The sequence below is a fragment of the Pseudomonas sp. FP198 genome, from assembly GCF_030687895.1.
Lineage (GTDB): Bacteria > Pseudomonadota > Gammaproteobacteria > Pseudomonadales > Pseudomonadaceae > Aquipseudomonas.
Window position 1 is genome coordinate 4395807 of record NZ_CP117452.1, and the last position, 23155, is coordinate 4418961.

Genomic DNA, 23155 nt, shown 5'->3' on the forward strand with positions numbered 1-23155 from the left:
CAGAACCCCAGAACCCCAGAAATCAAGGACTGTAATACCCCACAGCCACCAACAAATGCCCAGCCTTCTTCAAATAGGCATGCTTGTTCTCGACCCTCCCCGTGACCGGATTCTTCCAGCGATACTCATATTCCCCCGCATCCTGCTTGCCCATCATGGCCAGGATCGGCTCACCCACCGGTTTGCCAGCCGGATCCTTGACCTTGGCAAAATCGGTATTGATCAAACGCAGAGTGGTGCCATGACCGACATAACGGCGGGTATCGAGATCAACGACAAAGACGTACAGGTCATCCTGAAGGTAACCACCCTTGAGGGAATTGATCGCCGTCAGCGTCGCTTTCTCACTCTTCAGCAAGTCCGCCGAAGCCTTGTCCAGTAGCGCCCTGGCCTGATCGGCAGAGGCCCTTGGCAAGTAATAGCCAACCGCGAGGATCCGCTCGCCGACCCGCTGGAAATACACACGCTTGCGCTCGACCTTGCCGTCCGCCCAGTTCTGCCAGCGATACTCGGCCTGCTGGATGCCGCTGGCTTCCGGGGTCTTCAACGCATCCTTGAACGCCTTGCGCAGATCCGGCCCCAACACCTCGGACACGTCTCGCCCGATCAGCGCCGACGATGGACCGCCGCTGGCGAGCATTACCCCTTGGGTGTCGACCACAAACACGTAGCGGTCCTTGTCGACGAATTCGCCTTGGCGGCTGAAGGCGGCGAACGCATAGTCGCCGTAATCGTCATAGTAGGCCAGGGCCCTTTCCAACAGCGCCCGAGCCGCCTGGCCGTCATCCGGCGTAGCGGCCTGTGCGTGGTTCAGCCCCAGCGCCAGCATTGCCGCCAGCCAGGCCAGCCTTCGAATAAACCCCATGGGCATGCCCCTCGTTCTTGTTGGTGTTCCAAGAGCGTAGACGGGGTGGGGTGATGTTGGAGTATTCAGGAGATGGTTGAGGGTCCGCTGAAGTCCACACTGTGGGAGCGAGCTTGCTCGCGATAGCGGATTATCAGGCACCCGGTCCGGTGCATTGAGGCCGCCATCGCGAGCAAGCTCGCTCCCACAGAGTCACTGGGCCCGATTGCTCAGTTGCTGTTGCAGGTACTGGATCTGCGATTGCAGGGTATTGATGTTGCGCGTGACCTGGCCGCGGAACGCATCGAACTCGGCGTTATTGCCGCCCGAGCGGTTCTCCTGCTGACTCTTGAGCACGATCATGTCCTGCTCCAGGCGTTCGATGGCCGAGTTCGAGGTGGCTCTTTTCAAGGCCGTGATGTCGGCACCGATGCTCTTGAGCTGGGCATCCAGCGCGCCGCCCTCGCCTTGGTTCTTCAAGGTTGCAACCTCGGCCGCCAACGCCTTGACCTGGGCCTGGAGCTGGGTGTTGGCCGCTTGCAGCTGGGTGTAGGCGTTCTGCTGCTCGGAATCCTGGGCGATCATCTGGGCCAGTTGCTTGTCCAGGTCGGCGGACGGGCCGAACGCGCCTTGCAGCTGCTTGTACTGCTCCATCAACTTGCCGTCGAATTGCCGGCCCTGCTCCTGCAGCTTGCTGTCCAACTGCTTGATCTGCAATTTCAAGGCTTCACTGTCGCTCATCACGTTGGACTGCCCGGCAACCACTTTGCCGGAAATGTCCTGCAGGCGGCCCGCGGCATCCTCACTGATCCGCGCGAAGCTTTCCTGGGTGGCCACCAGTTGCTGCTCCATCAGGGAAATCTGCTGGAAACTCCACCACGCGAGAAACGCCAAGGCGCACAACAAGGCACCGACCAATGCCCACAACGGCCCGGTGCTCGGTGCCTTTACCCTGGCCGCCGCAACAGGCGCCGGACGCGCTTGCACGTGGGGCTGGCGGTTGGTCAGGAAGTCATCGTCATCGGGAATGTCCGCCCGCATCCGCAGGCTCGGTACATCGTCGAAGTCGTCGTTGGCATCGTTACGCGTGGGCATGGGTTCAACCTTTGGGAAATCGGTAGTGACTCGATGCGGCGAGTATAACCCCCTCGCCCACCGCACCCATTGACCCCGAACCGGGCACTCGGTTCATGACGGGGCGATCAGCGGGCATATTGGACGCGCCACCAGGCGCAAAATTCATCGAGCGCGGCCCACAGGCTGACTTGCGGATCGTAATCGAGATAATGCCGGGCCCGACCGATGTCCAGGGTGAAATTCCTGTTCATCACCTGCATGCCAAGGCGCGACAACGTCGGCTCCGGGCGCCCCGGCCATAATGCGCAGAATCCTTCGTTCATGGCCGCCACGCTGTAGGCCAGCCCGTAGGAGCGGTAACGCCTGACTTGCGGGACTTCCATCTGCCGCATTACATAATTGACTACGTCCCACAACGGAACGGGCGCCCCGTTACTGATGTTGTAGGCCTTGCCCAGGGCCGAACCGGTGGCCAGCAGGCTGCTGAGCAGTGCTTCGTTGAGGTTCTGCATGCTGGTGAAATCGACCTTGTTCAAGCCGTTGCCGACAATCGCCAGTCGCCCTTTGCGCTGCATCTTGAGCAAGCGCGGAAAAATGCTCATGTCACCGGCGCCAGTGACGAAGCGCGGCCGCAGCGCCAACACCTCCAGGCCGAACTCCTGGGCGCCGAAGACCTTCTGTTCGGCCAGGTACTTGGTGGCGGCGTAGGGATGCTTGAAACGTTTGGGCACCTGCTCTTCGGTCAGTCCCAAGTGGTCACGGCCATCAAAATAGATCGACGGTGAGGAGAGGTGCACCAATCGCCGGACCTTTTGCTTGAGGCACGCCTCGACGATGTTTTCGGTGAGCTGGACGTTGCCCTGGTGAAAGTCCTGATAGCGCCCCCAAAGCCCCACCGAGCCGGCGCAATGCACCACGGCATCGATATCGCGACACAGATCGACGGCCAGCATCGACTCGCTGAGGTCGCCCTGGATGAACTCGGCGCCACGCCGCACCAGATGCTCGACGCTTTCGGCCCGACGGCCGTTGACCCGTACATCCAGGCCCTGCTCAAGGGCGAAACGCGCGAAGCGTCCGCCGATGAAGCCGCTTGCGCCGGTGACCAGAATCTTCATGTAGTGCTCCGATTGCTAGGGTTTTGCATACTTCGTCTAATCCTGACGCTGTGAGTCAGGCCAACGGCACCAGCCACTGCCGGGACGCCTGAATCAGTTGGTCGGTCAACAGACCGAGCAACTGTCCGCCATTGCGCCAATGATGCCAGTACAGCGGCACATCAATCGGCTTGTCAGGCAACAACTCCACCAGCACGCCCCGCGCCAGTTGCTCGCGCACTTGCAGTTCCGGCACCAGTCCCCAGCCAAGCCCCGCTTCAGCGAGACGGATGAAACCTTCGGACGACGGGCACAGATGGTGCTCGAAACCGCCCTCGATACCGAGGGAAGCCAGGTAACGGTGTTGCAGGAAATCATCCGGGCCGAACACCAGGGCCGGCGTGCGAGCCAACTGATCGGCGTGCACCCCGCCGGGGAAGTGCCGGGCGACGAACGCAGGGCTGGCAAGCGCCCGGTAGCGCATCGCCCCGAGCAATACGCTGCGAGCGCCGGCCACCGGCCGTTCGCTGGCGCAGACGCAGGCCGCCACCTCCCCGGCGCGCATGCGCTTGAGGCCGACGTTCTGGTCTTCCACCACCAGGTCCAACAGCAACTGCCGCTCGGCACAGAACGCCCCCACCGCACCGGCCCACCAGGTAGCCAGGCTGTCGGCGTTCAGGGCAATTCGCAGGCGCTCCGGCAACCCGGCCTCGTCCAGCGCCGGGACCAGGCTTTGCAGGTCGCGTTCAAGCAAACGAACCTGTTGCACATGGTTGAGCAAGCGTCGGCCGATTTCGGTGGGCACCGGCGGTGTGACACGTACCAGCACGGGCTGGCCGACACGCGCTTCCAAAAGCTTGATCCGCTGGGAGATGGCCGACTGCGACAGTCCCAGCACCTGGGCGGCACGCTCGAATCCGGCCTGCTCGACAATGGCCGCCAGGGCAGACAGCAGTTTGTAGTCGAACATCAGTATTCCTAATGAGCAATCAGCAAGATTGGTTTTTCTTATACCGCGCCGGACTGGAGAATGGCCAGCATTGCAAATCCAGCTGGAGAATTGACGCCATGTGGCAAAGTTATGTGAACGGGCTGCTGGTCGCCCTCGGGTTGATCATGGCCATTGGCACGCAGAACGCTTTCGTGCTCGCCCAGAGCTTGCGCCGCGAGCACCATTTGCCGGTGGCCGCCTTGTGCATCATCTGCGATGCATTGCTGGTCGCCGCCGGAGTGTTCGGCCTGGCGACGCTGTTGGCGCAAAGCCCGTTGCTGCTTTCAATCGCACGCTGGGGCGGCGCCGCGTTTCTGCTCTGGTACGGTACCCTGGCGCTGCGCCGCGCCTGTTCGAAACAGAGCCTGCAACGCGATGAAAAACAGGCCGCGCGTTCACTGGGAACGGTCCTGCTGAGCGCACTCGCGGTCACGCTGCTCAATCCCCACGTGTATCTCGACACCGTGTTGCTGATCGGCTCCCTCGGCGCCCAGCAGAGCATGCCCGGCGCCTACGTCATGGGGGCGGCCAGTGCCTCGCTGCTGTGGTTTTCGACCCTGGCCATCGGCGCCGCATGGCTGGCTCCCTGGCTGGCCCGACCCGGTACCTGGCGGATACTGGACCTGCTGGTGGCGCTGATGATGTTCACCGTGGCGCTGCAATTGATCGTCTCGGGCTGATATTCCAAACCGCTCTGGAACCTCTATTCCACACAGTTGTTGCGTGGTTATGCCGCACCCCCGGTGCTATGATCCGACTCCTGCGCCGCAAAGAGTACAAACTCCCCGGCGCTAGTCTGGCCGCCCGTGATCGGCCTTGCGCTCACCGCAACTGACCTGATTAGGAGAATCACCATGGCTTTCGAATTGCCGCCGCTGCCCTATCCTCACGATGCACTGCAGCCGCACATCTCCAAAGAAACTCTGGAGTACCACCACGACAAGCACCACAACACCTATGTCGTGAACCTGAACAACCTGGTGCCTGGCACCGAGTTCGAAGGCAAGACCCTGGAAGAAATCGTCAAGACTTCCTCGGGCGGTATCTTCAACAACGCCGCTCAGGTCTGGAACCACACCTTCTACTGGAACTGCCTGGCGCCAAATGCCGGCGGTCAACCAACCGGCGCCCTGGCTGAAGCCATCAACGCAGCCTTCGGTTCGTTCGACAAGTTCAAGGAAGAATTCAGCAAGACTTCCATCGGCACCTTCGGTTCCGGCTGGGGCTGGCTGGTGAAAAAGGCCGACGGCTCCCTGGCCCTGGCCAGCACCATCGGCGCCGGCAACCCGCTGACCAGCGGCGACACTCCGCTGCTGACCTGCGACGTCTGGGAACACGCCTACTACATCGACTACCGCAACGTTCGTCCGAAGTACGTCGAAGCGTTCTGGAACCTGGTCAACTGGAAGTTCGTGGCTGAGCAGTTCGAAGGCAAGACCTTTACTGCGTAAGTTGTGATGCCAATGAAAACGGCGCTTTTCCGGAGACGGGAAAGCGCTTTTTTTTCGGTTTTACTTTATGGGAGCGAGCTTACTCGCGATAGCGGTGGTCCAGACACTGAGACGTTGACGGTACCTTCCTCATCGTGGGCAAGCTCGCTCCCACAATAGCTTCGCAGCGCGCGAATGACCTCGCGTCTGAAATCCGATAAATAATCCCGCCAGGCCTCAAGTTGCGGCCCCCCTCAACCGAAACAATGGTCGTAGAGCAAAGACTCTGCAAACACCGTATAACGGCCAGGTTTCAGGCGAAAAGCCTTGTGTTGGATTGTCCCTTTGACTGACATCACAGGATTGCCAATACTCATGGCAACTTGACGCTACCCGCACGGAACAAGGAATCCCTCTTTGAAGCTGGAACTCAAGAACAGCTTGTCTGTGAAGTTGCTCCGGGTCGTGCTCCTTTCGGCATTGATCGTTGGCGTGGTCTTGAGCTGCGCCCAGATCGTTTTCGATGCCTACAAAACCAATCGGGCCGTCGCCGACGACGCCCAGCGCATCCTCGATATGTTCCGCGATCCTTCCACCCAGGCGGTCTACAGCCTCGACCGGGAAATGGGCATGCAGGTCATCGAAGGCCTGTTCCAGGATGAGGCCGTGCGCATGGCCTCCATCGGCCACCCCCACGAAACGATGCTCGCCGAGAAGACCCGGCCCCTCCAGCATTCCGAAAGCCGCTGGCTGACCGACCTGATACTGGGCCAGGAACGCACCTTCACCACGCAACTGGTGGGACGCGGGCCCTACAGTGAATATTACGGTGACCTGAGCATCACCCTCGACACCGCCACCTACGGCCAAGGCTTCATTGTCAGCTCGGTGATCATTTTCATTTCCGGAATGCTCCGGGCCCTGGCCATGGGTCTGGTGCTGTACCTGGTCTATCACTGGCTGCTGACCAAACCGTTGTCGCGGATCATCCAGCACCTGACCGAAATCAACCCCGATCGCCCCAGCGCGCACAAGATCCCGCAACTACGGGGCCACGAGCAGAACGAGCTCGGCCTGTGGATCAACACCGCGAACCAATTGCTCGAATCCATCGAGCGCAACACCCACTTGCGCCACGAAGCGGAAAACAGCCTGCTGCGCATGGCCCAGTACGACTTCCTCACCGGCCTGCCCAATCGCCAGCAGTTGCAACAACAACTGGACAAGATCCTGGTGGACGCCGGGCGCCTGCAACGTCGCGTGGCCGTGTTGTGTGTGGGACTGGACGACTTCAAGGGCATCAACGAACAGTTCAGCTATCAGACCGGCGACCAGTTGCTGCTGGCCTTGGCCGATCGGCTGCGTGCCCACAGCGGACGCCTCGGCGCCCTCGCGCGGCTGGGTGGCGACCAGTTCGCCCTGGTGCAAGCCGATATCGAGCAGCCTTACGAGGCCGCCGAGCTTGCCCAGAGCATCCTCGACGATCTGGAAGCGCCGTTCATCCTCGACGAGCAGGGAATCCGCCTGCGGGCCACCATCGGTATCACGCTGTTCCCCGAGGACGGCGATAGCACCGAGAAGCTCCTGCAAAAAGCCGAGCAGACCATGACCCTGGCCAAGACGCGCTCGCGCAATCGCTACCAGTTCTATATCGCCAGCGTCGACAGCGAAATGCGTCGCCGGCGTGAACTGGAAAAAGACCTGCGCGAGGCGTTGGCTCGCGACCAGTTCACCCTGGTCTACCAGCCGCAGGTCAGCTACCGCGACCTGCGGGTGGTCGGCACCGAAGCGCTGATCCGCTGGCATCACCCCGAGCACGGCCTCGTGCCGCCCGACCTGTTCATTCCCCTGGCGGAACAGAACGGCACGATCATCGCCATCGGCGAATGGGTGCTGGACCAGGCCTGCAAACAGTTGCGCGAATGGCATGACCAGGGTTTTGTCGACCTGCGCATGGCCGTCAACCTGTCGACGGTGCAACTGCACCACGCCGAACTGCCCAGGGTGGTAAGCAATTTCCTGCAGATGTATCGCTTGCCCCCGCGCAGCCTGGAGCTGGAGGTCACCGAGACCGGCCTGATGGAAGACATCACCACGGCCGCCCAGCATCTGTTGAGCCTGCGCCGTTCCGGCGCGCTGATCGCCATCGACGACTTCGGCACCGGCTATTCGTCCTTGAGTTACCTCAAGAGCCTGCCCCTGGACAAGATCAAGATCGACAAGAGTTTCGTCCAGGACCTGCTTGATGACGAAGACGATGCGACGATCGTTCGCGCCATCATCCAGCTCGGCAAGAGCCTGGGCATGCAGGTGATCGCCGAAGGCGTCGAAACGATCGAGCAGGAAGCCTACATCATTGCCGAGGGCTGCCATGAAGGTCAGGGCTACTACTACAGCAAACCGTTGCCGGCGCGGGAGCTGGGTAACTACCTGAAGCAAGCCGAGCGCATCAACGCCTCGATCATCTGACTGTTTCCACCCCTCCTCCGCGGGCTGCCTGCGCAAGAAATATTACCGCCGCAGCTCTTTACATATAATGCAAATCTTTCGCATTATGTCGCAGTTTTGCGCGCCCTCGCGCCTGTCCCATTCATCACCGAAGCAGGATGTTCGCCATGATTCGTATGCCTCTGGCTACCGCCAGTCTGTTGGCCATCGCTATTTCCCTCGCCGGTTGCGGCGAAGGCAAAGACAAGGCGGCCGCGCCGCAAGCGCCAACGCCGGCCGCCAGCACTGCGGCACCGGCTGCCCCCGCTGCCGCTGGCAAGATCGACGAAGCCGCTGGCAAGGCCGTTGTCGCGCACTACGCCGACATCGTCTACGCCGTCTACAGCGATGCCGAATCCACCGCGAAAACCCTGCAGACCGCTGTCGACGCCTTCCTCGCCAAGCCGAACGCCGATACCCTGAAAGCCGCCAAGGCTGCCTGGGTTGCCGCGCGCGTACCTTACCTGCAGAGCGAAGTGTTCCGCTTCGGCAACACCATCATCGACGACTGGGAAGGCCAGGTGAACGCCTGGCCCCTGGACGAAGGCCTGATCGACTACGTCGACAAATCCTACGAGCACGCCCTGGGTAACCCGGGCGCTACCGCCAACATCATCGCCAACACCGAAGTGCAGGTCGGCGAAGACAAGGTCGACGTCAAGGACATCACCCCGGAAAAACTCGCCAGCCTGAACGAGCTGGGTGGTTCCGAGGCCAACGTTGCCACCGGCTACCACGCCATCGAATTCCTGCTGTGGGGCCAGGACCTCAACGGCACCGGCCCGGGTGCCGGCAATCGTCCGGCTTCGGATTATCTGGAAGGCGCCGGCGCCACTGGCGGCCACAACGACCGTCGGCGTGCCTACCTCAAGTCCGTGACCCAGCTGCTGGTGAACGACTTGCAGGAAATGGTCGGCAACTGGAAACCGAACGTCGCCGACAACTACCGCGCCACGCTGGAAGCCGAACCGGCCGAAACCGGTCTGCGCAAGATGCTGTTCGGCATGGGCAGCCTGTCCCTGGGTGAACTGGCGGGCGAGCGCATGAAAGTCTCCCTGGAAGCCAACTCGCCAGAAGACGAACAGGATTGCTTCAGCGACAACACCCACTACTCGCATTTTTACGATGCCAAGGGTGTGCGTAACGTCTACCTGGGCGAGTACACCCGCGTCGACGGCACCAAGATGACCGGTGCCAGCCTGTCCTCCCTGGTGGCCAAGGCCGACCCGGCCGCCGATACCACGCTCAAGGCCGAGCTGGCCGACACCGAAGCCAAGATTCAGGTCATGGTCGATCACGCCAACAAGGGTGAGCACTACGACCAGCTGATCGCCGCCGGTAACACCGCGGGCAACCAGATCGTGCGCGACGCCATCGCCGCCCTGGTCAAGCAGACCGGCTCGATCGAACAGGCTGCGGGCAAGCTGGGTATCAGCGACCTGAACCCGGACAACGCTGATCACGAGTTCTGATCAACGCCGGACTAGCCATCGATACCCCCGTGGGAGCGAGCTTGCTCGCGATAGGGTCTACCAGCCGACAGCAATAGTGGCTGATACACCGCTATCGCGAGCAAGCTCGCTCCCACATTGGTTTGTGGTGTTTCGATAATGTGAGGTCATTCCTGTGGGAGCGAGCCTGCTCGCGAAGACGGTGCATAAAGCAACAGTGATGTCGATTATGCTGACGCTTTCGCGAGCAGGCTCGCTCCCACAGGAGGTCGTCTGGTTGATTATCAGTCCAATCCTGCAAGCCGTGCTTCAATGAACCGCCGCTCCGGCAGTTGCTGCGTCAATTCAAGTGCCCGTCGATAGGCGGCCCTCGCTTCCTCTACCCGCCCCAACTGCCGGCAGAACTCCGCCCGGGCCGAATGGGCCAGGTGATAGTCAAGCAGCTCGCCCCTGCCGAGTATCCCGTCCACCAGGCGTAGCCCCTCCTGCGGCCCATCGCGCTTGGCCAGGGCGGCCGCGCGGTTGAGTTCGATCACTGGCGACGGCACGGCGCGCAACAGCACATCGTAGAGGCCGACGATCTGCGGCCAATCGGTTTCCTGGGCGCTCGGCGCTTCGGCGTGCACCGCAGCAATCGCGGCTTGCAGGCAATACGGTCCGAACCGCCGGGTGTTGAGGGCGGCCTCGACCATTGCGCAACCTTCGGCAATCATTGCCTGGTCCCAAAGCGACCGGTCCTGCTCATCGAGCAAGACCAGATCGCCGGCCATCGACATTCGCGCGGGCCGCCGCGACTCGTGCAGCAGCATCAACGCCAGCAAGCCCATCACTTCGGCTTCGGGCAGCAACTCCAACAGCAGGCGTGCGAGGCGTATGGCTTCGCGAGTCAGGTCATCGCGGGTCAACTCGGCCCCCATCGAGGCTGAATATCCCTCGTTGAACACCAGGTAGATCACCCGCAGCACACTGTCGAGTCGTTCAGGCAGCTCCGTGCGGGACGGCACCTGATAGGGGATCTTCGCATCGCGAATCTTCGCCTTGGCCCGCACGATGCGCTGGGCGATGGCTGCCGGCGCGGCAAGAAACGCACGAGCGATTTCCTCGGTGGACAGGTCGCAGACTTCCCGCAGCGTCAACGGTACCTGGGCATCAGCCGCCAGGGCCGGGTGGCAGCAGGTGAAAATCAGCCGCAGGCGGTCGTCTTCCACGTCCTCGTCACTCCACTCGGCCTGTTCAAGCTCTTCGAGTTGCGCGATCAGCATCGGCTGGGACGCCGCGAAGCGCGCCCGCCGACGCAGGCTGTCAATCGCCTTGAAACGCCCGGCCGACACCAGCCAGGCCCGGGGATTGTCCGGCACGCCGTCGCGCTGCCAGCGCTCGACCGCGACGAAGAACGCCTCGTGCAAGGCTTCCTCGGCGAGATCGAAATCTCCCAGCAGGCGAATCAGCGTCGCCAGGATTCGCCGCGAATCCTGGCGATAAACCTGCTCGACCCGTGCCTTGACCGCTTCGGCCGACATCAGCCGGGAAGGCCTTGGGTGATCGGACTGATGGACAACAAAGCAGGTTCACGGCTCATGGAAATCATCCCGTTGTGATTGTCGTTCAGGGATTCAACTGACGTACCGGCCGGACTTCGACGCAGCCGACCCGGGCCGCCGGGATGTGCCCGGCGACCTGGATGGCTTCGTTCAAGTCCTTGGCGTCGATCAGGTAGAAGCCCGCCAGTTGCTCCTTGGTTTCAGCGAACGGGCCGTCGGTAATCGACAGTTTGCCGCCGCGCATACGCACCGTGGTGGCGGTCTGCACCGACTCCAGGGCTTCGGCGGCGAGCATGCGGCCGCTGCCCTGGACCGATTCGGCGTAAGCCATGCATTCGGCGTCCTGCGGGCTCTCGGGCGAGTCATGCAGGACCTGTTCATTGCTGTACACCAGGCATAGATACTTCATGGAAAGCTCCGCAATCGGACGGGTCGACAAGGAAGACAGAACGAAACCGTAGCCGATCAGGGCTGCAAGTCGAATATCGCCGTGCCCGCCATCGGATCGAACGGTGCCGACCAGTGCTCATGCACGATCTTCCACTGTCCGGCCGCACGCTTGTAGCAGGCGGTCACGCGCATCCAGCAGGCCTGTTCCTCGCCTTTGTCGTTGGTACCGCCGCAATAGGCCAGCCAATGGGCGAACGCAATGTTTTCCGCCGGGGTGATCTGGACCTGATGGAAATCGAACTTGTGCGGGCCAGGGCACATTTCCATGCAGGCTTCCCAGTGCGCGCGGTAGGCGGTCTTGCCTTTGAATTGCAGGGCCTGGATGGCATCGAACGAGACGATATCGTCGTCATAGAGCGCCATGACTTTTTCCACATCCTTGGCCATGACGGCCTGGCGATAGGTGTCGATCAACGCTTGGATTTCGGTTTCGGTATTCATGGTGGTTCTCCGCAGTTTTTTGTTAGAGACAGCCTTAGTCGTCTGGAGAAACAGTGAATCGACAGCCAAACAAAAATAATCCAAAGAAAAAATTTCGCTAGAATCCAGGCCTCATTCTGTCGGCAACAATGGACATTTTCGTGACTGCTCAGCTCGTACCCTATGAAGACCTGACCGCGCTGCAACGGCAACAGGTCGAAGCCATCGAAATCCACCCCGAACAGATCAGGTTTTCCGGCGATATCCATGGTGCGCTGCATACGCTGCTGTCCAGGCCCGCCCCTGGGGTAAAGGGTTTTGCGCTGCTGGCTGACGAAGTGCCCATCGCGTTCCTGCTGCTCAAGCGGCCACCCGTACTGCCCGCCTGGGCCAGCGAACACAGCGCCACCCTGCACGCCTTGCAGGTCGACCGCCGCGCCCAGGGCAAAGGCTACGGCAAGGCCTGCCTGCAAGCGCTACCCACCGTCGCCCGAGCGGCATGGCCGGAAATAAAGGGGCTTGAGCTTTCGGTGGATGCAGACAACGACGCGGCCATCAGCCTGTACACGCGCCTGGGCTGGGTCGACAGCGGCGAGGCCTACAAGGGCCGTATCGGTTATGAACGGAGGATGGGGTTGGTGTTTTAGCCCAAAGGAATCGACACCAATCACCAGTGCTTCTTTGTATTATTGAAAGCAGCATCTGTAAGACACTTCTGATTTTGCTCACAGCAATTGACGCTCTGCTCAGCGCGATACTATAAGTTCTAATTAGAAGAGGTCTTCATATATCTCTCCTTTACCGACTCGTTTTTAGATCGAGCCTTTATCTTCGCCACAACACTGGAGGACAGTTCCAATGACTGCTCTTGTAAAAACTTCATCCTCAAAAATCCACGAAAATGAAATTTCCGTTCTGGATGGAAGAGTTTCAATACCCAAAGATTACCTGCGTAAACGAGCTTTTCTGGAAGATGCAAGCGCCCTCATCGTCTCGGGTTCGTTAATCGAAGGTATTGGCACCCTTCATTCCGACATTGACTGCATTGTCTTTTGCAAGCAACGCCCCAAAGCAGATTCCATCGAAGAAAGTGGCCACGCGCTGGTAACTGACATTGACTACCATCACATAACACAGGAGGAGGAGGTCCACAATACAACAGACTTCTATGGCGAAACAAGCATCCATATCGATGTCGACTACATAACATTCAATGAATTTGACAAAATAATCGCCAATATCGAAAAAGCTTTCAACGAAATAATCTCCGACCAACGCGTTCTTTACGGCCCCATTTTATCCAATACAGAGAATAATATAATACATAGATCCCTGATTGGTTACGCACTTGCAAACCAAGAAAAATTCAACGAATTAAAATCATCAATTCCGATAGAAAAGCACATCTATGTATCCCACCGTGAAAAGCTACCCGTATTCTATGCCTTCCAAGATGTCCAGGGCTGTTGGCAGTCAGGAAATTTATGGATGGGTTGTGAAATCGTGCGAGACATGCTGTTTAAGACAAGCATGAGTTTCACGTATTTAGCCGGAACGACGAACAAGCATTACAAGTGGGTCTATTCCAACATGCATAGAGTCAAAGGATTCGACACAATAAAAAGTAAGTTCTTCGTTTTAGCCCGCCAAGGTGCAACTACGGAGAAAGAGTGTCGATCTTATATACAAGAGGGACTTGAATACATGGATCAATTATTCTTAGCCATTGAACAGCTTTTAAAGAAACACCCCTATCCTTCCGCACAACAATCTCTCACAGCGCTAGACAATGAGTTCGACAAACGGAAACAAACGAAACACAGAATTTCAATGTGCGAGTACCATTTCAGGAAAAAATATTTCGCAGCACAAGGGACGCCCTCCTTGATCAGCTTGCTTAAGGAGTGGGACTAAGCAAAGCCCTTGTTAAACGCTCCACTTTTCTAGGTAGTACATAATTAGCGGTGGACCCAGATGGAAGTCACCCGAACTGCCATTTTTTTAACAGCATCAAGGCTAGGCGACCTGACGGCCCCACTTCTCTATCTATCCTTTGCTGGCCACTACATAGTTAACTCTCTTGGCCATGCATCACTCGCATGGGCCTATATTTCTTTCCTGACCGTAGTTGGAATTGGACTTTTCTCAATAATGCTAACTGCGGACGCCGGATCCGCAAACCTTAACGCAGATGAGACCGAGGCGCACCTAATAATTTCTCTAAGACTCGCATATCTACTCGGCATATCGATCGCGATTGGATTAGTGCTTTACGTCTATATCTCCCCCTCCGACAGAAGCAACTCAGAACAAGCCCACGCCCTTCTAACACTCTCTCTTTCATTACCTGCCTCATATCTGCAGATTGTTATTTTCAATTTTTTCACAACCGTTAAAAAAACAGAATACGAACTCATTTACATCTGGACTTTAAACACTATCTTTTGTCTAACCTGTATCATTTTAATAACGACCAATGCAGACATAGACTTAATAAAATTCACGCTAATCTATTCCAACCTAAAATGGCTTTTTGCTGGCGCAGCCCTCGTACTTTTCAATAAAGAAATTCACAAATATATTCCTGAATTCCAGCACTCAAGACATATACCCATAAGAAAATATAGCCAATATCTGATAAGTGGGCTACCACTAGCATTGTGCATCGGAGGAGAAAGCTTATTATTTTTTCTGCTCTCCCTCATATCGAACAGCCTCGATCACTTCAGCCTTTCAGCGTACCAAGCCTCGCTTAACTTTCTCCGCTTTGTATATATGATCGCAATTGGAATGGGAAACGCGATAGGAATCGCATGCGCTCGACACCACATCCAAAAAGACCTCGACTCTTTGCGCGCAACCTATACTCATGGACTTAAGCTTGGATTATTTACAATTGCCCCCGTACTGCTGGCCTGTTACTTTCTAAACGACTATATCTCTATAATTTACACCTCACACATAGAAACCAGAAAACTTATTGAAAAAAACATTCTGATCTCCATCCCCTTTCTAGCATTCGAATATATTTACGTGATCACCCGAATGACTTTGAGAGGCATGGGTGACTTTTGGATCCCAACATTACTAACCGTGTCGTCGCTAAACATCGTCGGCATTATCTGTGCTATTGGCCTGTTGTCTTTTTATGACGACAGCGTCCACTCTATATTTTTAGCCTTGGTCATTTGCTCATTGCTCTTGATGCTGCTTTTAACTTGGCGTCTGACGTACAAATTTCACCACTACCCTCACCGGCAGATAAAGCGACGCCCAACCTCCAAAATCTCTGATACGTTTGCGAGTTAAACTATGAAACACGCAGATCCTACGTCACACACATCAGACCATCACACCGTCCCCATTACTATTATTAGCCGACATCATGCATGGAGGACATTAAGTGGTGTCAAGACTAATGATTATTACACCTACCGACATGCCATACAGAACGGCTGTCACCTTCAAAGAGCGTCTTTCGATCTTCGCCATCCTGAAGAGATGGTATGTGACCTCAGTAATCTTGAGCGAATCTACGATGGAATGACAGAACAAGCCGTTGTACGAATATGGGATTACCTGGACGTATGGACGCGAAATTGGGCTCATGGAGAAATCTGCAGGGTAAGAGGTGATGGATTATCGCCAGAAATAGCTATTGCGGGCCCTTCAAAGGCTCGTTTAATCGAGGTAAAAAAAATCACTTATCAAACAGGCGTTCCTGCATCTACGCAAAGGTATTTTCCCTACCCATGAGCCAGGAGCGGTGCGCGGCATCAATAAAGACCTGCCACTCATAAACATGAGTGACGCCACCTTGAATTTTCACAATAAATTTTGCGCGTTCTATAGTAGTTACATCTCGCATGAGCATTGGAACAGCAGCAGCTCCCTTAATACTAGATTCATTTATGAAGACCATGATATTTGGCACGAAATAGAACAGATATCGAACAACAAATTATTTTTATTATCAGCTGGTTTACCACTTGCGCTTGGCTATATGACCGCAACGGGAGATAGCAATGTCTTTTTTTCGGAGATTCATCGACAAAACGATGCTGGCATGCTTTCAAGAAACAATGCCTTCCGAGACATATTTCCAACACCGCCTCTAACAGATGAATCTTGGCTGATCATAGACAAATCTTATACCGGAGGAAGCTTAATACAAGCAGCAAACTTAATCAGAAGCACTTTAGGATACAAAGTCAACATAAAGACCTTAGCGTTATTTCCAAAATCTTTCGGCGCCTTCATGAGCGCCGACTATGCGGTCTATGCAGGTCGATTGTACGAAGTAAAAACTCACGCCTCAAAACTGGACAGAAACCATTGGCACAAACAACTTATCACGGGCCATCAACATGAGACCTCTATTTAGTAAAAAACACATTTACCAATTAGAAGAATGCCTTTATGAAGCAAGAAAAGAATTACGTCGCTATTGGGCGGGTACGCTAATTTGCCTACCTAGCACTCACCTAGAGGATATCTTTAACACCACACTAACCGAGTATGACGTAGAGTGCCAAAGAATATTGCTAAATAGCTTATCCAATATCGACACACACATAACGATCTATTCAGAGGACAGCACCTCAGAAATTGCGCTTGGTAACCACGGAGACTTCTCCCTCCTCATAGACCCTTTAGATGGCACACACAACGCCATGCTGGGATTTCCCTCCTATACTTCCAGCGTAGCGCTCTACCACGGCAGTTCTTATATTTTCGGCTGGGTTTACGACATATCGAGAGATGTGGTTTTTACCGCAGCACTAGGTGAAGGGGCCTATTTGCAGTCACCCATCATTGTAAAAAGATTGAAGACTCGAAAAGTCAGCCATATAGATGATATGCGCATTTCATTTCACCGCCCCAACACAGACAGCCAGAAAAAAATAATTGATAACCTATTATGGAGCGCAAATAAAGTCCGCATCTATTCCTGTTCTTCGTTAGAAATATGCCTGATTGCTGCTGGCATCCTTGACGCTTTTATTGATGTCAGCACACCAGGACACGAACGTAGCTGTGATATTGCCGCGGCAGAATTGATTCTCAAAGAAGCAGGTGGCGCAATGTTTGACGGCACAGGAAAAGTAAGATATTCCCTCCCCCCATCAGAAGAGTCGCTCACTGACAGGGGCACATTGATCGCATTATCATCCGCACAGTTAATAAAACTTATCATATGATATTTAACTAGATGGTAGAGGCATAGCTTATGTTAATCGACATGGTAAATCTTAAACTTGAAATATTATGCCATGGCGTAAATTTCTCCCGAGAGTTCCTTGAGCATTTCAAAGCTGCGACTGACCACATTGAAAAAAGGCGTGCTTACGGCACGGGCGACAGCGTCATCATTAGTTCAAATATTCGCACTCCGCAAGAACTCATTCTAAATGAACAAATCATAGTTGCAGTCAACTACAATCCAAACTCAGATTATTTTATAGTCTTGGAGCGGGAAACGCCCATACTCAAACAAGGAAAGAGAAAAATTGAAATCTCATTTCCTAAGAGACCCACATTTTATGGAGCGCACCTGAGTAATGGCGAACTATGCGAACAACATTTAACTGCATATGGCAACTCGACTCTCGGCATTTTCTCACCAGGCCATTGTTACTATTTCAATGACGGCCATGAATGTAAGTTTTGTTCGTTAGGTCCTGCGAGAAAGAGTCTCTCTGATCACAAGATGCGAATAAAGGGCAGCTTGGCAGGTGAGGCTGTGGCCATGGCCATTACCAAGGAGAGTAATCGATATCGAAGGGTTCTATTAAATGGTGGCACAATCCCAAACTATGACAAGGGCTACTCAATACATTTAGACCTCCTTGAGCGAGTAAAGAATACCGACGCGAATAGCGCATTGGATTATCACTTGATTTCCATGCCTCCTAAAGACTTCCGCCTTTTCGAGCGTTTTAAAACAGTCGGAAACAATATGTCGATGAGCCTGGAAGTATTCGATCCCGAATTATTCTCTAAGGTCTGTCCCGGAAAATCTCGTGATTTCACTCGTGAACGCTTTCTCGCAGCTTTCGAAGCGGCGGTGGACGTGTTGGGGCGCGGTAACGTTTACGCTGGGTTCGTCGCGGGGATGGAGCCATTAGAATCGATTATCGAAGGAATCGAGTACTTCGGTGTAATGGGAGTAGTACCTGCTGTGGCGGTGTTTCATCCTGATGCCGGTTCTCAATACGCCAACCGGCAGCGCCCTTCATTAGATTTTTTGAAATCGCTTGGAAAAAAAATGTCGGAGATATATCAGAGGGAGGGCTTCAAACCATTAATTGAGGGAAGTGGCCGCAACTCCTTGGACACTGAAGCCTATCTGAAGGGGTTCGCATGAACAACTTAACTGAACGATCAATGTTTATTGCATTTGAAGGCACTGATGGTGCGGGAAAATCTACGATAGCAAGAGCAACATATAGTAAAATTTTCGACTCCTTTCCCGGCCTTAGCTACATAGACAAGAATCGACCACCGGTAACATCTGGATATACGGAATTCCACATGTCTCGTATACGCGAAATACTCTGGGAGTACCCAGACGATGCCCCGCTGGATCAGCTGGGTGACAGGCACTGGATAAATTTAATAGCTGCTTGGTTCCAAGCTACCGATTACGCCGCCATTACTCCCTTAGTTAACTCTGGAATCAGTTGCATTGCAGACGGTTGGTACTATAAATATCTGGCTCGCTTTTTACTTAAGAATTCCGATTTGGCAGAAGAAGCTTTGGCCATCTTTTCTACGATTAGAACTCCGGATGCGGTCATTTTCTTGGACGTTGATCCAGCTCGCGCGGCGCAACGGAAAGGGGCTTTTCGGCTTAGCGAGAGTGGCGCCTATGATGGAGGCAATGAGGATCGTTATAACAGTTTCATCACCTATCAAAATCAGGTCCGATCCAGCTACGAGCTGTGTGGTTTAGCAAACTGGATAAGCATCGATACGACCGACCTCAGTGAGGAAGCCGTCCTCGATAAAGCCGTCAGCTCAGTGCGAAACATAATTCCAGGAGCGTAGAACAATCAGAGCTACGAAGCTAAGCGTTGCCAAGCGGGGATCTAGTACCCCGCCGATATGCGTCGATCAGGTGGCTTTGAGCGGTATCCAGATCTCCAGGCTGCCTTTCCCCGTCCGCGGGTTGAAGTCTTCGCTGTAGCGCTCGAACTCAGGCTCATCCGCCGCTTCGTGACCGGAATGTGGCAACCATTCCTTCCAGATGTACTGGAAAGTGTCCGGAAGGCTCTTCAATGGCCCTTTGTGCTCGAAAACGGCGTAGGGCCCGGGCTGGATTTCGATCCAGCGGTATTGTTCCGGAAGGTCGTCAAGCCGGCTGATTTCCACGCCGGCGATATATTCGAAGCCCCCCTGGCCGTCCGGGTTGCAACACACGCCGTAGGTCACTTCGTCTTTCTGCCCCGGCACTTTGCCAAGCCAGGGCAAGAACTTTTCCCAGAGCAGCGGGATGTCCTGGGCGGTATCCTGGGTAAAACGCGCGCCGAAACCGGCGATGAGCTGAAAGCGTCCTTGCTCGAAGCGCGGCTCGGATGCATTAACGCGTTTTTGCGATTCCATTGCTTCGACACTCCGGAAAACTTGAAGTCGGGTTTGGCAGTATAGAACCCAAACCGTGATTGCCAGGCCGTTTCGCTTGTCAGAGTCCAGGCGGGACAGCCGAGGCGGTTGTTCCGACAAACTCGTTATAGCCAGAAACGATCACGTAAACGGCGAAATAGCAGAAAATCGCCGCCGATGCCCAGTAGGAATAACGCAGCAATTTATCCCCCAACAATTTTCCGCCCTGGGTTGCCGCCAGGCACAGGCCGGCGCTCCAGAGCAGCCCGGCGCAGAGGAATCCGCTCAGAAACAGCGCCGAACTGACTACCGTGCCGCCCCCTGAGCGGGCGATGAGCGTACCCCCCACCGCCGCGAACCAGAGGATGGCGCTGGGGGACGACATCGCCAGGAAGATCCCGCGAAAAAACTCCTGCCGAGACGAGTTGCCCCGGACCTCGCCGGCCTCGGCCAGCACCGCACTGTGAAAGATCGCCGAATGAACCATCTTCGCGGCGAAATACAGCAACAGCACCGAACCGCCGATCCACAGCACCCACCGCACCGTTTCGTATTGCAGCAGGACAGTCATTCCGGCCAGCGCCAGGACCGCATAGACCAGGTCGCCTACGCAGGTGCCCAGGCCCAGGGCAAAGCCTTGGAAATAGCCGCGCTGCATCGCCAGGGTGATCATCGCGATATTCGCCACGCCGATGTCCAGGCACAAGGAAAGGCTCAGCAGGAAGCCGCTGGAAAATTCCATTATTCATTCCATCACAATTGGGTAAGACAGGTCCGACAAGCCGCTACGGCCACCGCCGGTGGCGCAGCCAGGGCGACAGTGTCGTCGAAAATAGTTCGGCGCGGCTACTGGACAATCCGCCATTGGCCCGATTATCTTGCGCCGCAGGCCAACGCATTGGCCGACGTCGCTCGGACGGTTCCGGGCGCTCACGTATCTCGAGGCAACAATGGCCGAACAAGGTTCGCCGCGCCGCTTTGCGCGCATCGATCGACTCCCCCCGTACGTATTCAATATCACTGCCGAGCTGAAGATGGCTGCGCGTCGGCGCGGCGAAGACATCATCGACTTGAGCATGGGTAACCCCGACGGCGCCACGCCCCCGCATATTGTCGAGAAGCTGGTCACCGTCGCCCAGCGCGAAGATACCCACGGCTACTCCACTTCCAAAGGCATCCCACGCCTGCGCCGAGCCATTTCGCGCTGGTACAAGGACCGCTACGAAGTGGACATCGACCCGGAAAGCGAAGCCATTGTCACCATTGGTTCCAAGGAAGGCCTGGCACACCTGATGCTGGCCACCCTGGACCAGGGCGACACGGTGCTGGTGCCCAACCCCAGCTATCCGATCCACATCTACGGCGCGGTGATCGCCGGCGCCCAGGTGCGCTCGGTGCCGCTGGTGCCCGGCGTGGATTTCTTCGATGAACTGGAGCGGGCCATTCGCGGCTCGATCCCCAAGCCGAAGATGATGATCCTCGGTTTCCCGTCCAACCCGACCGCGCAATGCGTGGAGCTCGACTTTTTCGAGCGGGTCATCGCCCTGGCCAAGCAATACGACGTGCTGGTCATCCACGACCTGGCCTACGCCGACATCGTCTATGACGGCTGGAAAGCCCCGTCTATCATGCAGGTGCCAGGCGCGAAAGACATCGCGGTGGAGTTCTTCACCCTGTCCAAGAGCTACAACATGGCCGGCTGGCGCATCGGTTTCATGGTGGGTAACCCGGAACTGGTCAGCGCCCTGGCGCGGATCAAGAGTTACCACGACTACGGCACCTTCACCCCGCTGCAAGTGGCCGCCATCGCCGCACTCGAAGGCGACCAGCAATGCGTGCGCGACATCGCCGAGCAGTACCGCCAGCGCCGCAACGTCCTGGTCAAGGGCCTGCATGAACTGGGCTGGATGGTGGAGAATCCCAAGGCATCGATGTATGTCTGGGCGAAGATTCCCGAGGCCTATGCGCACTTGGGCTCACTGGAGTTCGCCAAGAAGCTCTTGGCCGAAGCCAAGGTCTGCGTCTCGCCGGGGGTGGGGTTCGGGGAATATGGGGACGATCATGTGCGCTTTGCACTGATCGAGAATCAGGACCGGATTCGCCAGGCGGTACGCGGGATCCGCGGGATGTTCCGGGCGGATGGGTTGGCTGGCAAACAAGCCTGACAGCCAACCACAATTTTTATGTGGCGAGGGAGCTTGCTCCCGCTCGACTGCGAAGCAGTCGCAAACCGGTCGCCTCACTCTATGAATCGGAGTTGACTGGATTGGGGCCGCTTCGCAGCCCAGCGGGAGCAAGCTCCCTCGCCACAGTAAGTCCAGGGTGTTCTTAGATCACCAGCGACAGCAGCAGGATAAAGATCAGCCCCACCACCGACAGGATGGTTTCCATCGCGGTCCAGGTCTTGAAGGTTTCGGCCACGGTCATGTTGAAGTACTGCTTGACCAGCCAGAAGCCCGCATCGTTGACATGAGACAGGATCAGCGAGCCGGCGCCGGTCGCCAGTACCAGCAGCTCACGGTTCACACCTGGCATCATCCCCACCACTGGTACGACGATCCCGGCACCGGTAATGGTCGCCACGGTCGCCGAACCGGTCGCAATCCGGATTACCGCCGCCACCAGCCAGGCCAGCAGGATCGGCGATATCTGCGCGCTCACGGCCATGTGGCCGATCACGTCACCCACGCCGCTGGTCACCAGCATCTGCTTGAAGCCACCGCCGGCACCGATGATCAGGATGATCGCAGCCGTTGGCGCCAGGCTCGCGTCCAGCCACTTCAGCATCTGGCTTGAACCGATGCCCTGCTTGTAGCCGAAGGTGTACAGCGACAGCAGCAACGCCAGCAGCAAAGCCGAGATCGGGTGCCCGATCATGTCCATCCAGACACGGAACAGGTTGCCGTCCGGCAGCGCCACATCCGCGAAGGTCTTGAGCAGCATCAGGAATACCGGCGACAGCACGGTGATCAGGGTGATACTGAAGCTTGGCAGTTCGGCGGCGTTCGTCTCGCGGGCCAGTTGATCCACCAGCTCCTGATTCGGATGGCCGGGGATGTGCTTGGCGATGAACGTACCGAAGATCGGTCCGGCAATGATGGCGGTCGGCAGCGCGACGATCAGGCCGTAGAGAATGGTCTTGCCGATGTCAGCGCCAAAGATGCCGATCGCCAGCAGCGGACCCGGGTGCGGTGGCACCAGGCCATGGACGGCGGAAAGACCGGCCAGCAGCGGGATACCGATCTTGATGATCGACACGCCGGTGCGGCGCGCGACGATGAACACCAGCGGGATCAGCAGCACGAAGCCGATTTCGAAGAACAGCGGGATGCCCACCAGGAACGCGGCGAACATCATGGCCCACTGCACTTTCTCCTTGCCGAAGGCACGGATCAGGGTCTGCGCGATCTGATCGGCGCCGCCCGACTCGGCCATCATTTTGCCGAGCATGGTGCCCAGCGCCAGGATGATGCCGACAAAACCAAGCACGCCACCAAAGCCGTCCTGGAACGCCTTGATGATGGTACCGGTCGGCATGCCCGACGTCAGGCCGAGAAACGCGGCGGCGATGGTCAGTGCAATGAACGGGTGGAATTTGAACTTGGTGATGAGGACGATGAGTCCGATCACCGTAACCACTGCATCTAGCAGCAGGAACGTCTCGTGGGACATGCCGAACATGGGAGGTGTCTCCTGATTTGTTGTTGTTATTGAAGCAGTTATTTTCAAGCCGTCGGGACAGCGCTATCTTTCTGACGCAAA

The 23155-nt window shown here is 56.5% G+C and carries 22 protein-coding genes; 12 read left to right on the forward strand and 10 right to left on the reverse strand.

The features are described 5' to 3' along the window. Nucleotides 1-22 precede the first annotated feature (22 nt). From PSH78_RS20030 to PSH78_RS20045, 4 genes are all read right to left on the reverse strand, one after another. The gene (locus tag PSH78_RS20030) at nt 23-865 is read right to left on the reverse strand and encodes a cache domain-containing protein (protein WP_305496286.1); all 843 of its coding nucleotides are present in this window, start codon (nt 863-865) and stop codon (nt 23-25) included. 192 nt (nt 866-1057) lie between these two features. Next, nucleotides 1058-1939, reverse strand: a complete 882-nt coding sequence (locus PSH78_RS20035) for an ATPase (protein WP_305496287.1) — start codon at nt 1937-1939, stop codon at nt 1058-1060. A 107-nt stretch (nt 1940-2046) separates the two neighbouring features. Then, nucleotides 2047-3039 carry an NAD(P)-dependent oxidoreductase gene (locus PSH78_RS20040; RefSeq protein ID WP_305496288.1) on the reverse strand — a complete coding sequence of 331 codons (993 nt, stop codon included), beginning with the start codon at nt 3037-3039 and terminating at the stop codon, nt 2047-2049. Nucleotides 3040-3094: 55 nt separating this feature from the next. Continuing rightward, nucleotides 3095-3994, reverse strand: a complete 900-nt coding sequence (locus PSH78_RS20045; RefSeq protein WP_305501332.1) for a LysR family transcriptional regulator ArgP — start codon at nt 3992-3994, stop codon at nt 3095-3097. A 92-nt stretch (nt 3995-4086) separates the two neighbouring features. Between PSH78_RS20045 and PSH78_RS20050 the strand changes: the two genes are divergently transcribed. From PSH78_RS20050 to PSH78_RS20065, 4 genes are all read left to right on the forward strand, one after another. After that, the gene (locus PSH78_RS20050; RefSeq protein WP_305496289.1) at nt 4087-4689 is read left to right on the forward strand and encodes a LysE/ArgO family amino acid transporter; all 603 of its coding nucleotides are present in this window, start codon (nt 4087-4089) and stop codon (nt 4687-4689) included. Between the two features lie 174 nt (nt 4690-4863). Continuing rightward, nucleotides 4864-5460, forward strand: coding sequence for a superoxide dismutase (locus PSH78_RS20055; RefSeq protein WP_127929573.1), 597 nt, complete (start codon nt 4864-4866; stop codon nt 5458-5460). A 396-nt stretch (nt 5461-5856) separates the two neighbouring features. After that, nucleotides 5857-7908: a bifunctional diguanylate cyclase/phosphodiesterase gene (locus PSH78_RS20060; RefSeq protein WP_305496290.1), complete on the forward strand. Its 2052-nt coding sequence runs from the start codon at nt 5857-5859 to the stop codon at nt 7906-7908. A gap of 146 nt (nt 7909-8054) precedes the next feature. Further along, entirely contained in the window at nt 8055-9398 is a 1344-nt protein-coding gene (locus PSH78_RS20065) for an imelysin family protein (protein ID WP_305496291.1), read from the forward strand. A gap of 263 nt (nt 9399-9661) precedes the next feature. Here the strand turns inward: PSH78_RS20065 and PSH78_RS20070 are convergent, their stop codons facing one another. From PSH78_RS20070 to PSH78_RS20080, 3 genes are all read right to left on the reverse strand, one after another. Beyond that, nucleotides 9662-10897 carry an RNA polymerase sigma factor gene (locus PSH78_RS20070; protein WP_305496292.1) on the reverse strand — a complete coding sequence of 412 codons (1236 nt, stop codon included), beginning with the start codon at nt 10895-10897 and terminating at the stop codon, nt 9662-9664. 85 nt (nt 10898-10982) lie between these two features. Further along, nucleotides 10983-11327, reverse strand: coding sequence for a YciI family protein (locus PSH78_RS20075; RefSeq protein ID WP_305496293.1), 345 nt, complete (start codon nt 11325-11327; stop codon nt 10983-10985). A 56-nt stretch (nt 11328-11383) separates the two neighbouring features. Continuing rightward, nucleotides 11384-11809 (reverse strand): SgcJ/EcaC family oxidoreductase, encoded by a 426-nt coding sequence (locus PSH78_RS20080; protein WP_305496294.1) that lies wholly within the window; start codon nt 11807-11809, stop codon nt 11384-11386. A 140-nt stretch (nt 11810-11949) separates the two neighbouring features. Here PSH78_RS20080 and PSH78_RS20085 point away from each other — a divergent pair, with 140 nt between their 5' ends. From PSH78_RS20085 to PSH78_RS20115, 7 genes are all read left to right on the forward strand, one after another. Next, on the forward strand, nt 11950-12435 hold the full coding sequence (locus PSH78_RS20085) for an N-acetyltransferase (RefSeq protein WP_305496295.1): 486 nt from the start codon (nt 11950-11952) through the stop codon (nt 12433-12435). 211 nt (nt 12436-12646) lie between these two features. Next, complete coding sequence (locus PSH78_RS20090) at nt 12647-13702, forward strand: hypothetical protein (RefSeq protein WP_305496296.1); 1056 nt, start codon at nt 12647-12649, stop codon at nt 13700-13702. Between the two features lie 60 nt (nt 13703-13762). Continuing rightward, on the forward strand, nt 13763-15097 hold the full coding sequence (locus PSH78_RS20095; RefSeq protein ID WP_305496297.1) for an MATE family efflux transporter: 1335 nt from the start codon (nt 13763-13765) through the stop codon (nt 15095-15097). A gap of 457 nt (nt 15098-15554) precedes the next feature. Beyond that, a complete protein-coding gene (locus tag PSH78_RS20100; RefSeq protein WP_305496298.1) occupies nt 15555-16172 on the forward strand; it encodes a hypothetical protein in 618 nt (205 codons plus the stop codon). Beyond that, complete coding sequence (locus PSH78_RS20105) at nt 16156-16989, forward strand: inositol monophosphatase family protein (protein WP_305496299.1); 834 nt, start codon at nt 16156-16158, stop codon at nt 16987-16989. The genes PSH78_RS20100 and PSH78_RS20105 overlap by 17 nt, the downstream gene beginning before the upstream one ends. A 29-nt stretch (nt 16990-17018) precedes the next feature. Then, nucleotides 17019-18155: a radical SAM protein gene (locus tag PSH78_RS20110; protein ID WP_305496300.1), complete on the forward strand. Its 1137-nt coding sequence runs from the start codon at nt 17019-17021 to the stop codon at nt 18153-18155. Continuing rightward, on the forward strand, nt 18152-18838 hold the full coding sequence (locus tag PSH78_RS20115; protein ID WP_305496301.1) for a thymidylate kinase: 687 nt from the start codon (nt 18152-18154) through the stop codon (nt 18836-18838). Before PSH78_RS20110 ends, PSH78_RS20115 begins: the two co-directional genes overlap by 4 nt. Before the next feature lie 66 nt (nt 18839-18904). Here the strand turns inward: PSH78_RS20115 and PSH78_RS20120 are convergent, their stop codons facing one another. Next, nucleotides 18905-19393, reverse strand: coding sequence for a GyrI-like domain-containing protein (locus PSH78_RS20120; RefSeq protein ID WP_305496302.1), 489 nt, complete (start codon nt 19391-19393; stop codon nt 18905-18907). A 79-nt stretch (nt 19394-19472) separates the two neighbouring features. Next, complete coding sequence (locus PSH78_RS20125) at nt 19473-20135, reverse strand: LysE family translocator (RefSeq protein ID WP_305496303.1); 663 nt, start codon at nt 20133-20135, stop codon at nt 19473-19475. A 208-nt stretch (nt 20136-20343) separates the two neighbouring features. Between PSH78_RS20125 and alaC the strand changes: the two genes are divergently transcribed. Continuing rightward, complete coding sequence (alaC, locus tag PSH78_RS20130; protein ID WP_305496304.1) at nt 20344-21558, forward strand: alanine transaminase; 1215 nt, start codon at nt 20344-20346, stop codon at nt 21556-21558. Nucleotides 21559-21721: 163 nt separating this feature from the next. On the opposite strand, the gene PSH78_RS20135 is transcribed toward alaC, so the two are convergent. Further along, entirely contained in the window at nt 21722-23074 is a 1353-nt protein-coding gene (locus tag PSH78_RS20135) for a GntP family permease (RefSeq protein WP_305496305.1), read from the reverse strand. Nucleotides 23075-23155 lie beyond the last annotated feature (81 nt).